This is a genomic window from Methylobacterium dankookense, assembly GCF_902141855.1.
Classification (GTDB): domain Bacteria; phylum Pseudomonadota; class Alphaproteobacteria; order Rhizobiales; family Beijerinckiaceae; genus Methylobacterium; species Methylobacterium dankookense.
Genome location: NZ_CABFVH010000078.1, coordinates 1 through 13,660 on the forward strand (window position 1 = coordinate 1; position 13,660 = coordinate 13,660).

Annotated in this window: 11 protein-coding genes; 4 read left to right on the forward strand and 7 right to left on the reverse strand. The window is 71.3% G+C overall.

The window, feature by feature from the left end; all coding sequences use genetic code 11:
* Positions 1-366: 366 nt before the first annotated feature.
* Both MTDSW087_RS28385 and MTDSW087_RS28390 read left to right on the forward strand, forming a co-directional pair.
* The gene (locus MTDSW087_RS28385; protein WP_144768932.1) at positions 367-1,524 is read left to right on the forward strand and encodes a dimethylmenaquinone methyltransferase; all 1,158 of its coding nucleotides are present in this window, start codon (positions 367-369) and stop codon (positions 1,522-1,524) included.
* Positions 1,525-1,666: 142 nt separating this feature from the next.
* On the forward strand, positions 1,667-2,233 hold the full coding sequence (locus MTDSW087_RS28390; protein ID WP_238178946.1) for a helix-turn-helix transcriptional regulator: 567 nt from the start codon (positions 1,667-1,669) through the stop codon (positions 2,231-2,233).
* 28 nt (positions 2,234-2,261) lie between these two features.
* On the opposite strand, the gene MTDSW087_RS28395 is transcribed toward MTDSW087_RS28390, so the two are convergent.
* The 7 genes from MTDSW087_RS28395 to MTDSW087_RS28425 all read right to left on the reverse strand — a co-directional run bounded on the left by MTDSW087_RS28395 (position 2,262) and on the right by MTDSW087_RS28425 (position 11,088).
* Positions 2,262-3,050, reverse strand: a complete 789-nt coding sequence (locus MTDSW087_RS28395) for a CDP-diacylglycerol diphosphatase (RefSeq protein WP_144768936.1) — start codon at positions 3,048-3,050, stop codon at positions 2,262-2,264.
* A 22-nt stretch (positions 3,051-3,072) separates the two neighbouring features.
* Positions 3,073-4,992 carry an asparagine synthase (glutamine-hydrolyzing) gene (asnB, locus tag MTDSW087_RS28400; RefSeq protein WP_144768938.1) on the reverse strand — a complete coding sequence of 640 codons (1,920 nt, stop codon included), beginning with the start codon at positions 4,990-4,992 and terminating at the stop codon, positions 3,073-3,075.
* Positions 4,993-5,003: 11 nt separating this feature from the next.
* On the reverse strand, positions 5,004-6,068 hold the full coding sequence (locus MTDSW087_RS28405; RefSeq protein ID WP_144768940.1) for an NAD-dependent epimerase/dehydratase family protein: 1,065 nt from the start codon (positions 6,066-6,068) through the stop codon (positions 5,004-5,006).
* Positions 6,069-6,182: 114 nt separating this feature from the next.
* Positions 6,183-6,860, reverse strand: a complete 678-nt coding sequence (locus tag MTDSW087_RS28410) for a Crp/Fnr family transcriptional regulator (RefSeq protein ID WP_186384035.1) — start codon at positions 6,858-6,860, stop codon at positions 6,183-6,185.
* A 386-nt stretch (positions 6,861-7,246) separates the two neighbouring features.
* The gene (locus tag MTDSW087_RS28415; RefSeq protein WP_144768943.1) at positions 7,247-8,431 is read right to left on the reverse strand and encodes a glycosyltransferase; all 1,185 of its coding nucleotides are present in this window, start codon (positions 8,429-8,431) and stop codon (positions 7,247-7,249) included.
* Positions 8,409-9,785 (reverse strand): phenylacetate--CoA ligase family protein, encoded by a 1,377-nt coding sequence (locus tag MTDSW087_RS28420; RefSeq protein WP_144768945.1) that lies wholly within the window; start codon positions 9,783-9,785, stop codon positions 8,409-8,411. The genes MTDSW087_RS28415 and MTDSW087_RS28420 overlap by 23 nt, the downstream gene beginning before the upstream one ends.
* Before the next feature lie 94 nt (positions 9,786-9,879).
* A complete protein-coding gene (locus MTDSW087_RS28425) occupies positions 9,880-11,088 on the reverse strand; it encodes an O-antigen ligase family protein (RefSeq protein ID WP_186384036.1) in 1,209 nt (402 codons plus the stop codon).
* 822 nt (positions 11,089-11,910) lie between these two features.
* On the opposite strand from MTDSW087_RS28425, the gene MTDSW087_RS28430 reads away from it, so the two are divergent.
* Both MTDSW087_RS28430 and MTDSW087_RS28435 read left to right on the forward strand, forming a co-directional pair.
* The gene (locus MTDSW087_RS28430; RefSeq protein WP_238178948.1) at positions 11,911-12,915 is read left to right on the forward strand and encodes a glycosyltransferase family 4 protein; all 1,005 of its coding nucleotides are present in this window, start codon (positions 11,911-11,913) and stop codon (positions 12,913-12,915) included.
* Between the two features lie 82 nt (positions 12,916-12,997).
* The coding region (locus tag MTDSW087_RS28435) for an asparagine synthetase B family protein (protein WP_425324733.1) at positions 12,998-13,660 on the forward strand (663 nt) is incomplete at its 3' end.

Below are 13,660 nucleotides of genomic sequence, written 5' to 3' on the forward strand. Positions count from 1 at the left end.
GGCGACCCTCGCCTCGGCCCAAGCCTTCCTCTACGCCGCTGCCGTCATGATCCTCGTTCGACGGCTGGGACGCGCCTCATGACTTATCGGACGGACTCTTAGCGAAAGTCGCAGGTTGCATTCAAGTGAACGGCGGCGAAAGGGACGGCACTATCCCGCCGTACGGGTGCCCGCGCGGTGCGGAGGCCGGCATCCGGGCGGGCGCGGCAGATTGAAGCGCGGGCCCGCCTCGCCCGCTCCCCCGCGCGGGTCGCGCACGGGTCACGCATGAGTCACGCATGAGTCACGCATGGGTCGCGCCCGGCGGGTCGCTCTCGCCGCCGCGTCGCGTATAAGGCCCCGACGCCCCCGCCGAGGACCCCGCCCGTGCCCGTCACCCAGATCACCCATAACGACCTCGACGGCTACGGGGCGGCCACCGTGGTCGGCGCCTTCCGCGCCCAGGACCGCATCGTTCACGTTGCGCGCTACGGCGATGTCGGACCGGTGGTCGAGGCCGAGCTGAAGCGCCTCGACAGGACGCCCGAGCCGGAAATCCTGCTCATCACCGATATCGGCCTGGAGGCCGTGGCGGTGAAGTTCATCCGCAGCTTCGCGGCGCTCAACCGCCGCCGGGGGGAGGGGCGCCACCACCGCCTCGTGGTGCTCGACCACCACGCCTCCTCGATCGACCAGCTGCGCGAGGGCGGGCTGCAGCCCGTCCCCGATCCGGAGCAGCCCTCCCTGAGCCGGTTCGACCTCGGCGATCCCGAGATCGCCGTGCTGATCGACGCGCATGCCTGCGCCACCCGCATGGCGCTCGAGCACCGCGCCCTCTATGCCGGGGAGACGCCCGAGCCCGGTCCCGACCTCGCGGCGCTGGTCGAGGCGGTCGACGCCCTCGACCTCTGGCAGAAGGGGCGGCCCGCCTTCCCCGGCGGCCTCGCCCTCGACGAGATCTTCTGGGACAACGTCTCGACCCTGGTGCCGCTCGGCCATCCCTGGCACGACCGCTTCGTCGGCGGCCTGCTCCTCGCCGTGGCGGGGCTGCTGCGGGCCGGCGCGAGCCCGGCCGAGGTCGAGGCGAAGGTCGCCGCCCTGCGCCTGACGCTCACCGACGGGCTGATGGCGGGCGATCCGGAGGACGATCCGCGCCTCACCACCCGCATGCGCGTCGCCCGTGCGCTCGCCCGCTCGGACGCGCTGTTCCACCGCCTCTCGGACGGCACGCTCCTCTCCTTCGGGCTCGATTCGGGCACCTTCCAGCGGGTCTCGGACCTCGTCATGGCCGGGGGCCGGGCGCGCCGCGTCGTCAACGTGCAGCGGGTCGGCACGCTCTCCTTCCGCTCGAACGACGAGACGGCGCTCGCCGGCGCGCGCCTGTTCCGCGGCGGCGGCCACAAGGATGCGGCCGGGGGCAAGCTCCAGAGCGGCTCCGCCTTCTCCCTCGCCGACGCGGTGGCCCAGGTCGAGCCGGTGCTGAACCCGCCGCCGCCGGACCCGGCCTCCAGCCCCTTCGCGGCCCTGCGCGGCTGGAAGGGGTAGGGGGGAGGCCCACCGAAGGCTTAGGGCAGGCTACCTCATTTGGGGGATGCACGCCGTCGTAGGCTGATCATCGTGGGTCGTACCGCGAGACGCCCCGCCGCCGGCGCCGCGGGGGAGGGGCAAGTCCGCGATGCTGGTCGGCATGCCGCTGCTGCAAGTCCTCGATCGGCTGGGCTGCGGCGGCATCATCCTGTCGACGGGCGGACAGGTGCTCGCGGTGAATTCCGGGGCGCAGCGCATCCTGCAGGAGACCTTCGGCCTGGCCGATCCCGAGGTCGAGAACCTCGACGGCGACGGGCGCGAATTCGTGAAGCGGCTCCTGCGCCGCGGCCGCACCCGCATCCCCGTGGACGAGGACAGCTGGATCCTGATGGAGCGGGAGGGCAAGCGCCCGCTCATCATGAACGCCACCCCGGTCCCGGTGCTGAGCGCGGACGGGCCGCACACCGTCCTGATGCTGCTCGACCTCGACGCGGCCCCGCAGGCCAACCGCCTCGCCCTGGAGCGGATCTTCCGCCTGACCCCGACCGAATCGCGCCTCGCCACGATGCTGGCGAACGGCGCCACGCTCGCCGAGGCCGCCGAAGCGCAGGACGTGAGCGTCGCCACCGCGCGCACGCAGCTCAAGGCGATCTTCGCCAAGACGCATACCCACCGCCAGGCCGAGCTGGTGATGCTGATCTCGCGCCTCTCGGCGCTGCCCTGGTGATCCCGGACCCGTCCGGTCAGCTCCTGCCCTACCGGACGGCCGTGCAGCCGGTATCGAGCAGCTTCTCCGCATGGGCGTTCGGGGCGCGATAGGCCAGCAGGACGACGTCCCGCCCGTGGTCCGCGGGCGCCGCGCCCCCGACGGGCACCACCCCGCCCGCGGGGATCGTCGCGGCGGGCATCGGGACCATCGCGAGGCTGACGTCGCGCAGGCCCACGGGGCGGCCCGGCAGCCGGCCCAGGGCGGCGAAGGGGTTGAAGGCCGGGAGGCTCTTCGCGTCGACGCGCAGCGCGAAGAAGCGGCTGCCCATCAGCCGCATCGGCAGCAGGCTCCAATGGCCGCCGACATGGTCGGCGCTATGCTGCAGGGCGCTCGTCACGCCCGGATGCACGCAGGCGAGGTGGATGTGCAGCTGGTCCTGGCTGCGCCCGCCGACCGAGTTGACGGCGAGCCCCACATCCTCGGCGGCGAGGCCGTCCCGCGCCGCGTCCGAGACGAGGTGGCGCGCGGCCAGCGCCGCGCGCCAATAGGCGGCCCCGATGGGCCCGCGCAGCACCGGCGCCTCGACCCCCGACACGGTGTCGGTCGGCATGACGACGAAATGGGTGCTCCGCCCCGGCGCGCGCAGGATCGCCGTGCCCGGGCGCTCGGCGTTGCCGAGATCGACGGCGTGGCAAGGGAAGGACCGGTCCGCGTAGCGCTTGGCGAGCACGCAGGTCTTGAGCGCCGCCCAGAGCACGTCGCGGGTCGGGTCCGGTCCGGCGAAGGCCGAGCCGGCCATCACGAGGGCGGGGACGATCAGCAGCAGGGCGCGCATCGGGGCCGGGTCCGGCGCCTCCTCACCCGGACAGGAGCGCGGCCGATCGCGGGCGGATCGCGGCGGCCGGGGGGTGCAGGTAGCAGCGGATCCAGGCCTCCAGCATCAGGAGGCGCCAGAGCAGCGTGCCGAACTCGCGCGCCTCGGGCCGCCCCGCCTGCGCCAGGACGCGCTCGACGCCTGCCTCCGTCCAGATCTCGAGGCCGAGGACCCGGGGGTCGAGGAGGCGCTCGCGCGCGAAGGCCCGGCCCTGTCCGGACCGGAACCAGGCGTCGAGGGGCACGCCGAAGCCGCGCTTGGCCCCCGTCTGGACCGCTCCGGGCAGGAGGCGCCGCGCGAGCGCGCGCAGGGGGAGCTTGCCGGCCCGCGCGTCGAGCAGGCAGCCGCGCGGCAGGCGGGCCGCCCACTCGACGAGGCGCACGTCGAGGAGCGGCGAGCGCACCTCGATCGCGTGCGCCATCGAGGCGCGGTCGACCTTCACCAGCACGTCGTCCGGCAGGTAGAGGCGGTAGTCGAGGTCCTGCTGGCGGGCGGTGAGCGGCGCGCCGCGGCTCGCCGCCCAGCGCGTCCAGAGGGGGGCGGCGCCCCGCCGGAGCGCGGCGCGCAGGCGGGGATGGACGAGCTGCACCAGGGCGGGATCCCCCGGCACCTCGTCGAAGGCCGCCGCGCAGCCGTCGTCGGGAAGCGCGAGCCGGTGCAGGCGGTGGCGCGCGAGCGACAGGTCCGGGACGAAGCGCTCGACCTGGCGCAGGACCGGGCCGGCCCGGCTCGCGAGGGCGATCAGCCGCCGCCGGCGCGCGGCCTCCACGGTCCGGCGGTAGCCGCCGAAGGCCTCGTCGCCGCCGTCGCCGGACAGGAAGACCGTGGCATGGGCGGCGGCCGCCTCGCAGAGGGTGTAGGTCGGCAGGGCGGAGGGGTCGCCGAACGGCTCGTCGAAGACCTCCCCGAGCCGGTCGAGCATCTCCAGGCCGCTCATCGGCTGCTGCACGATCCGGTGGTCGAGGCCGGCATGGCGCGCGCTGAGCGCCGCGAGGCCCGATTCGTCGGCGCTCGCCTCGTCGAACCCCACGGTGAGCGCGAGGGGGCGCACGCCCTCCGACCGCGCGGCGAGGCTGGCGACGAGCCCGCTGTCGATCCCGCCCGAGAGGAAGACGCCCACCGGCACGTCGCTGCGCAGGCGGATCCGCACCGCGTCGGCGAGGAGGTCCTCGAGCTCGTCCGCCTCGCCCTCCGTGAGCGGGCGCGCGGCGGGGTCCGGGTTGAGGGCGAGGTCCCAGTAGGGCCGCGGCCGCGCCGCGCCGGGATCGTCCAGCGACCCGGACATCAGGTGCCCCGGCGGCAGCTTGGCGAAGCCCTCGAAGATGCAGGTCTCGCTCGGCAGGTAGCCGAGGGTGAGGTACTGCGCCAGCGCCTCCGGGTCGACCTTGCGGTCCTCGCCGGGCCAGGCGAGCAGCGCCTTCAGCTCCGAGGCGAAGCGCAGGGAGGATCCGTCCTGGCGGTAGTAGAGCGGCTTCACGCCGAGGCGGTCGCGGGCGAGGATGAAGCGGCGGCGGCGGGTGTCGACGAAGGCGAGGCCGAACATGCCGTTGAGCCGCGAGAGGGCGGCCTCGCCGTGGCGCATGAGCAGCCGCAGCAGCACCTCGGTGTCCGACGAGCCGACGAAGCTCGCCCCGTCCCATTCGAGCTCGCGGCGCAGCTCGACGTAGTTGTAGATCTCGCCGTTGAAGGCGAGCCAGCAGGCCCCGTCGGGGCTCCGCATCGGCTGGTGGCCGGCCGGGCTGAGGTCGAGGATGCTGAGGCGGCGGAAGCCGAGGGTCCAGCCCGGACCGCCCTCGATGCCGACGTCGTCGGGCCCGCGATGGTGCAGGCGCTGCGTCATTCGGGCGGTGAGGCCGCCGGTATCCTGTGTCCCCGGCTCGATCCAGCCGCAGATCCCGCACATGAGCGCGCTTCCTAACCGACGAGGACGGCCTCCGGCGCGTCGGCCGGAAGGCGGTGATAGGCCCGGTACCAGTCGACGAAGCGGCGCACGCCCTCGGCCAGCGGCACCGCCGGCACGAAGCCCACGGCGCGGGCGAGGTCGGCCGTGTCGGCGCGGGTCTCCGGCACGTCCCCCGGCGGCCGCTCGCCGTCGCGGCGCTCGGCGCGCCGCCCGAGCGCGTCCTCGATCAGGGCGATCAGGTCGTTCAGGGCGTGGGGCGCGTCGCCGCCGATATTGTAGATCCGGTAGGGCGCCGCGGCGGTGGCGGGGTCGGGCGCGCGCGACGCCCAGTCCGGGTCGGGCCGCGGGGGCAGGTCGAGGATCCGCACGAGGCTCTCGACCACGTCGTCGATATAGGTGAAGTCGCGCAGCACCCGCCCGCCATCGGCCACGGTGATCGGCCGTCCGTTCGCGATCGCGTCGGTGAAGGTGTAGACCGCCATGTCGGGCCGGCCCCAGGGGCCGTAGACCGTGAAGAAGCGCAGGCCCGTGGCCGGCACGCCGAAGAGATGGGCGTAGCTGTGCGCCATCAGCTCGTTCGCCCGCTTGGTCGCCGCATAGAGGCTGACCGGGTGGTCGGCGCCCGCATGCTCCGAGAAGGGCAGCTGGCGGTTCGCCCCGTAGACCGAGGAGGAGGAGGCGTAGACGAGATGCGCGACCCCGTGGTGGCGGCAGCCCTCGAGGACGTTGAGGAAGCCCGTCACGTTCGCGCTGATATAGGGGTGCGGCTCGGTCAGCGCGCGGCGCACGCCGGGCTGGGCGGCGAGGTGCACCACCCGGTGCGGGCGGTAGCGGGCGAAGACGCGCTCCGTCGCCGCCGCGTCCGCGAGGTCGGCCTCCACGAGCGTCGCGTTCGGGAAGGCGCGCAGGCGCTCGAAGCGGGCCCGCTTGAGGGCGACGTCGTAGTAGGGCGTCAGGGCGTCGAGCGCGACCACCGCCAGCCCCTCGGCGAGGAGGCGGCGCGCCGCATGGTAGCCGATGAACCCGGCCGCGCCCGTGACGAGCACGGTCCCGGTGCGGCGTGCGGAGGCTGGCATGCGTCGTCTCCTGAGGGGGGACCGGCTCCGGCCGGTACGGGCGGAGCCGGGGCGGCGCGCGCCCCGGCTCCGCGGCCGGCGAAGGGCCGGCGAAGGGCCGGCGAAGGGGCCGGCTCAGCGGTTGGCGATGCGCTTGAGCCGCGCCTCCTTGAGGAAGATGATCGTCTTGCGGTTGGGCAGCTCGATGATGCCGCGCCCCTTCAGCTCGGTCAGGCAGCGGGACACCGTCTCGAGCGAGAGGCCGAGATGGTCGGCGATGTCGAGGCGCGGGACCGCGAGCTTCAGGACTTCCGGCTCGGAGCCGCAGCACGGCAGGTGCTCGCGCACCCGCAGCAGGAACCACGCGACCCGGCTGAGCGCGCAGCGCCGGCTGATGCCGTGCAGCAGGTGGACGAGCTCCCCGAGCACGTGCTCGTCGGTGCCGATCGTGCGGGAGCCGGCCTCGGCGCGGTCGGGCGGGGGGATCCGGAACAGGCAGGGCGTCACGGTCTCGACCGTGTAGCAGAGGAGCCGCCCTGCGCTCGGGGAGATCACGGTCCCCGGCCAGAAGAAGGCCAGGATCTGGCGCGCGCCGCTCTCGCAGAGATGGACCGCGCGCGCCACGCCCTCCACGATCTCGATATCCTTCCCCGCCGCCTCGCCCTGCCAGTACAGGACGTGGGACCGGTCGACCCGGCTGAGGGCGCTGAGGCCGGTGACGGTCTCCGCGACGGGCGGCTTCAGGCAGAGGGCGGGATCGCGCAGCGCGATATCGGCACGCGCCGGCAGGACGGCCGGCCGCGGCTTTTCCACCCCACCGCGGAGGACTAGATCGATTTCAAAACCGGCCGCGGACTTGTTAAATGACTTTTGGCAAACTAACTCCGATGGGCTAATATACGCCTCGGTGTCAGAGCGTGTTTGCAAAATAGACATTGATCAATACTCCATCACCAGAGCATGATGCTTCTCCAAAAAGATGCACCATGTATATAGACATTGAGTATTATACTACACTATACTTAAGATCTAGAGCTGTAAATAATATTTGTTAAGTTCCAGGGGCTTCGCTCCGATTCGCCACTAGACGATACTAGAAGGATTGGAGGACTCCAAGATCAGCCTCGGCAGGCGAGGCCGCGTACACAGGTGCCGGCCGCGCGGGGGTCCCGCGAGGCCCTTCCGGAGCGGCGCGCCGGTCAGCGTGCCGGATGGGCCGCCTCCGGCTCGCAGAGGCGCCAGAGCGCCTGCGCCAGCCGGGCGGGATCGTGCTCGCGCTCCACATGCGCGCGGGCGGCCGTGCCCATCCGCCGGCGCAGGGCCGGGTTCCGAGCCAGAACCTCGACGCAACCCGCCAGGTCGTGCGCATCGAAGCTCCCGAGGAGGCCGGTCTCGCCGTGGCGCAGGATGTCGCCGACGGCGTTCACGGGCGTCGAGACGCAGGGGACGCCCGCCGCCATGGCCTCCAGCACCACGTTCGGCATGCCCTCGTGGTCCGAGGTCAGGAGGAAGATGTCGGCGGCGCAGATCAGCGCCCGCGCATCCGGGACCGAGCCGATCAGGCGCAGGGACGCGCCGAGGCCCTGCCGCTGGGCGGCCGCCTCGAGCGCGCCGCGGCAGCCGAGGTCGTCCCCGGCGATCACCGCCTGGACCGGCACGCTCCGCGAGACGCCGGCCACCACCTCGATGAAGCGGGAGAAGCATTTCTGCGGCGTCAGGCGGCCGACGCCGACGACCAGGATCTGATCTGGGGCGATGCCGAGCCGGGCCCGCCACGACGCGCGCCACGCCTGGGCCTGCTCGGCCGGGATGGGGTCGACGCCGTTCGGGACGTAGACCGCCCGGCGGGCCGGATGCGCGCCCGCGGGAAAGGCCTCGAGCGTCTCGCGCGAGTTGCAGACGACGGTGGACAGGGCCGCCCGGCTCGCCCAGGCCCAGGCGGAGCGCCCGCGGCGGGGCAGGTCGGCGAACAGGCTGTTGCGGTAGGACCCGACCCGGTGCACGCCGAGCCCGAGGAGGGCCAGGGCGAAGACGTTCGTGTAGGAGGACCACGAGAAGAACGCCCCCGGCCTCTGCCGCCGGACGGCCGCGCGCAGGCGCAGGAGCTTGGCGGCGGGATTCCCGGTGAGCAGCACGATCGGTACGCCGAGGGCCCGGATCGGCGCCTCCCAGATGCCGAGCGTGCCGGAGACGTACAGGGTCGGCGCCCACCGGCTGCGGTCGCAATGGGCGAGGAAGAGGTAGAGCTGCCGCTCGCTCCCGCCCTGCGCCAGCTGGCCGATCATCACGGCGACGGGCTGCGGCGCGGCGCGCAGGGCGCCGCCGGGCGCGGCGCCCCCGGCCTTCCACGGGACCGGGGGCTCATGAATGGCGGCGCTGCGCATCGCGGACCTGCGAGGTGACGTAGCTGTACTTGCCGGAATCGAGGGCCGGAATACCGTCCACGAAGGCGAACTCGATCGCGCATTGCGGGCCGAGGAAGTGGCGCAGGGTCTGCGAGATCTCCTCGAGCGCGCCCTCCGGGGGCGGCTGGCTCGTCTGCAGCTTGATCAGCACGTCGTCGTAGCCGCGCTGCACGACCTGGAACCGCCGGATCCAGCCGCCGCTGAAGCGGACCGAGAGGAAGTACATGAACAGGATCCCCGGGACCGTCGAGCCGTCCGCGCGCACGAGCGCGTCGACCGCGCGGCCGGTCACCGTCTCCAGCACCTCGACGGAGGGGGTTGGGTCGGCGACCGCGGTGCCGACCACGGCGCGGTCGCCGATGCGGTAGCGGATGATGGGCATGGCGTAGTTCGTGAGGCAGGTGACGAGCACGTCGCCCTCCTCGCCGGGGCCGCAGGGCTCGCCCTGCGCGTTCACCACCTCGACCCAGTGCGTGTAGGAGAAGACTTCGAGGCCCTCGGCGCCGGGGCGCTCGCCCGCGAAGCTGCCGACCTCGCGCGAGCCGTAGCGGTTGAACACGGGGCAGTTGAAGGCGCGCGCGACCTCCTCGCGGATGAACGGGTAGAGCGTGGCCGCGCTCGAGACCACGGCGCTCACGGGCGGGACCCGGATGCCGTTGGCGTTGATGTAGCGGGCGAGCTCGTAGATGCTCTCGGCATAGGCCTCGATCACCACCGGCCGCACCCGCTGGATCTCGGCGACGTAGCGCGCGATGTCCGCGTGGCTCATCCGGAAGGCGTTCTGCAGGGTCCGGTTGCGGACGAAGTTGCTGAGGCGGTTGCGCCAGCCGTCGCCCTGCTGGGACATGTCCCGGTCGGAGCCCCAGAGCCGCACCAGGGGCGCGCCGGTCCGCCACCCGGCCCAGTCGTAGTGCATGTCGATGGCGGCGAGGCCGATGGCCTCGTAGGCGCGGTCCTGCAGCACCCGGACGGGCTCGCCCGTGCTGCCGCCCGAGCTGTTGGTGTACCAGGCGCGTGCCGCGAGGTCGTCGCTGGCGAGCGCGTCCTGCCGCGTGCGCAGAACCTGGCGGTCGAGCTCCGGCACCGCGCGGAAGCGGGCGAGATCGACCCGCCCGTCCCGGACGACGCCGCATTCGCGCAGCACCGAGCGGTAATGGGGCACGTGCTCGGCGGCGTGGCGCAGGAGGTCGGCCAGGCGCTCCGCCTGGATCGCCCGGCGCTCCTCGACCGGCCGCGCGTGGAAGGCGTGGAGACGCTCGCGGTGCATCGGGATGGCCGAGCGCGCCACCCACCTGTCGTAGAAGTCGAGGACCGGGGCACGCCAGTTGAACATGGATCCTCCCCACGATCGGGCTGGGACGGGAGCGGCCGCCGGGCGCGGCCCGGGACAGGACTCGGCTCGGACCTCGGCTCCGCTCGCGCGCGGCTCAGGCATCGGCGACCTCCATCGGGCGGTAGGGACTGGCGGATCCGCGCGGGCGGCACTTCGCCGTGCTCCGGGCGAGGCAGGCGGGCAGCAGCAGCAGGGCGAGGAGCAGGAAGAAGGTGGGGTTGTTCTTGAGGCCGCCGCCCTTGATCCACGAGCTCATGTAGCCCACCGCGGTCCCGGCGACGATCATGTGGTAGCCGTCCGGCGCGCCCGCGATGCCCGCCCAGAGCCGCCGCGAGCGCGCGAAGCTCCACAGGGCCGCGCCGATGGCGGCCACGTAGAGCGCGATGCCGACCACCCCGACATCGACCCCGACCTCCAGGACCGGCTGATGGCTCGGGAGATCCATCCGATGGTTGTAGATGCTCGTGACCGCGGCGATGTAGTCGTGGAGCGCGACCGGGCCGTTGCCGACGCCCGCCCCGGTGAAGGGCTGGTCGCGGATGAACATCATGCTCGCTTCCCAGAGCTCGCCCCGCCCACCGATCTCGCCGCCATCCTCCTCGGAGAAGCGCTGCAGGAGGATGTGGAACAGGAACGGCGTCACCAGCACGCCGCCGGCCACCAGGGCGAAGCCCACGAAGCCCCAGGGGCGGGTCGAGCGGGCCAGCAGGAAGGAGAACAGGATCAGCACGAGGGAGATGGCGCTGCCGCGCGACCCGCTGAGGGCCACGAAGACGAGCGTGCACAGGATGTAGACCACGCTGAGCGTCATCAGGATCACCCGGCGCCGGCCGGTGCTGCGCAGGACCGGCCAGAGGATGCCGGGCAGCATCAGGATCAGCACCACGCCGAGCCCGTTCTCGTTCATCCCCATGACGCGGAGCCGGCGGACGAAGTCGTAATCCGTGAACAGGACGGCGTAGAACGAGCCCAGCACGACCATCCAGCCGAAGGCGCCCAGGGTCGCCATCAGCCGGTCCATCGCACGCAGCGAATCAACCTGATTGACGAGCAGGAACAGCAGGATGAAGCTGATCAGCCAGGCGATCAGCTCGCGCCGGCTGCTGACCGGATCCGCGGCCCAGAGCACGGTCATGGCCGCCCAGCCGATCAGGAGCGCCAGCAGGATGCAGGCGCCGGTCCAGTGGCAGGGGCGCTCCGGCCGGGCCAGCCAGCCGGCCAGCGCGCTGACGATCATGCCGTTCACCGCCACCGTGTAGAGCGGCTCGATCCGCAGGCCGAGCGGCAAAAGAAGAAGGAACAAAGCCGCATTGAGGGCCAGCAGTGGATGGTCCAGCAAATAGAGAAACAGAGGCAATGCGAGCGCACCCGCGATCAGGATCATGACCATCGCCGGATCTCTCCAGCAAGCGGGGGCGGAAACCCTGCACTCTCCGCCGCATGGCATGAAACCGAACGCGACACCGTCGCTTCTTGAAATGTGCGGTCAGAAATGAAATCTGTACACATGGATTACGACCGCCGTAAAAATCAATTCACGATCAATCAATAGCCCGCAAGAAAATCGATATCTGGCTCATATTCAGTCCAGGGTCTAGAGCCTTTCATTAGATCGCCGCGCGGGGCCTGGATTGACGGATGTCAAATTCCTGCCTGCGCCTGCACAGTCACCGGCGCCGCGTCGCGGACCCGCGATCCGGCCCGCGCGCCCTGCGGCCGGCACCGGGCACGCGATGCCCTCCGCGCCGGAAGAAACCCCTGGCGTTCGTCTACTGAGACCGGCCGCAAGACCTCCGGATCGCGGAGGAGGGCCCGCCCCGGTACCGGACCGCCTATTCCCGCGGCGGAGCAAAGGCTTAGATCCTTGTGTGCAGGGACGCGGCCGGGCCGGACTCTTGGTCCGTCGCCTAGAACTTGACGGGTATCAAGTACTCGGCACGTTGCAAATCAGATTCATATCTGAGACCCTTAACCGCTTTCGTGCCTCACCAAGCACCCTCGAAGCATGTTCAGTCGCAATGCTTCGATCAGCGGCAAAGATTTCAAAGCCCGCGCCTTTCCGAAGAAAGAGCCGTCTCGAATCCCCATAAGGATGCTCCCGATGAAAGCGACCATCCGTGTCTTGATGATCACGAGTGAGTGGCCCACGCCGGAAAGTCCATTTGCGGTTCCTTTCCTAGTGAATCAGGTCAACTTTCTGAGACGCAAGGGGGTCGAGGTCACGGTCTTCTCCTTCCGCGGCGCCAAGAACCCGATCAACTACCTGAAGGCCTGGTGGGCGTTCCAGCGCAGGTTCCGTTCGAGCTGGGACCAGTACGACCTCGTCCACGCGCAGTTCGGTCAGGCGGCGCTGCTGCCCTGGCCGAAGCGGCGGCCGCTGGCGATCACCTTCCACGGCGTCGACCTGCTCGGCCAGCTCTCGCCCGAGGGCCGGCCGACGCTGCCGGGCAGGCTGCTCGTCTGGCTCGGGCGTCTGGTCGCGCGGTACGCCGATGCCGTGATCATCGTCTCGGACGCGATGCGGCGGAGCCTGCCCGCCGGCATGAATCTCCAGGTCCTGCCGACCGGCGTCGATCTCCGGACCCTGCCCGACCTGTCGCGGGAGGAGGCGCGGCGCCGGCTGGGCTGGGCCGCGGACGAGCGGCTGGTCCTGTTCGTCGGCAACCCAGCGGACCCGCTCAAGCGCTACGAGCGCGCGCGGGAGGCCGTCGACGCCCTCAACCGGCGGTCGCCCGCGCGGCTGATCCTCGGCTGGAACGTCCGGCAGGCGGACATCATCACGATGATGCAGGCCTGCGACGCGCTCGTCGTGACCTCGCTGCAGGAAGGCTCGCCGACGATCGTCAAGGAGGCCCTGGCCTGCAACCTGCCGATCGTCTCCGTCGTCGTGGGCGACGTCGTGGAGCGGCTGGAGGGCATCGAGGGCTGCGAGGTCGTCCCCGACGACGCCCCCGAGACGATCGCCGCCGCCCTCGAGCGGACGCTCCGCCGCGGCGGCCGGATCAAGGGCCGCGAGGCGGTCGAGTGGCTCGACGAGCCGGTCCTGACCGACAGGCTGATCCGGATCTATCAGTCGATCACCCGCTATCGGCGGCCGAGCGGGGCCGTCTTCCGGCCCTCGGCCCGCTGAGGCGCCGGAACGAACGTGACGCTCGTCAAGGTGAGATCTTCAGTTCGCAGCCATCGTTGATGTCACCGGGAGTTTGACGTTCATGTGCGGGATCCTGGGTGTTGTGAGCCTCGGCGAAAGGCCGATCGACCTACAGGCCTTGCAGCGCATGAACGATCTGCAATCCCATCGCGGCCCGGACGGCGAGGGGTTCATGCTGCGCCGCCCCGATTCGGGGATCTCCGAATGCGCCTTCATCCGGCGCGTCGATGCATCGCGCGAGAACGCGAACGTGCAGGTGGCCCTCGGCCATCGCCGCCTGGCGATCATCGACCTCGCGGAGCGCAGTCTCCAGCCGATGGCGAGCGCGGATGCGAAGAGCTGGATCGTCTTCAACGGCGAAATCTACAACTTCAAGACGATCAGGGACGAGCTCCGCCGGCACGGCTTCACGTTCTCGACCGATTCGGACACCGAGGTCCTCCTGCAGGCCTACCGGCACTGGGGCGCGGATTGCCTGTCCCACCTCGAAGGCATGTACGCCTTCGCGATCTGGGACGATGCCCGGCGGACCTTGTTCTGCGCCCGCGACCGCTTCGGCATCAAGCCGTTCTACTACACCGTCAGCAATGACTTCTTCGTCTTCGCCTCGGAGATCAAGGCCCTGTGTAAAGGGCGGACCAATTCCAGGCCGCCGTGGCGGAGCAAAATCAGGCCACTGGCAACGTGCAGCCTGAACGAAGAAGGGGCCCGATCGGGCCCCTTC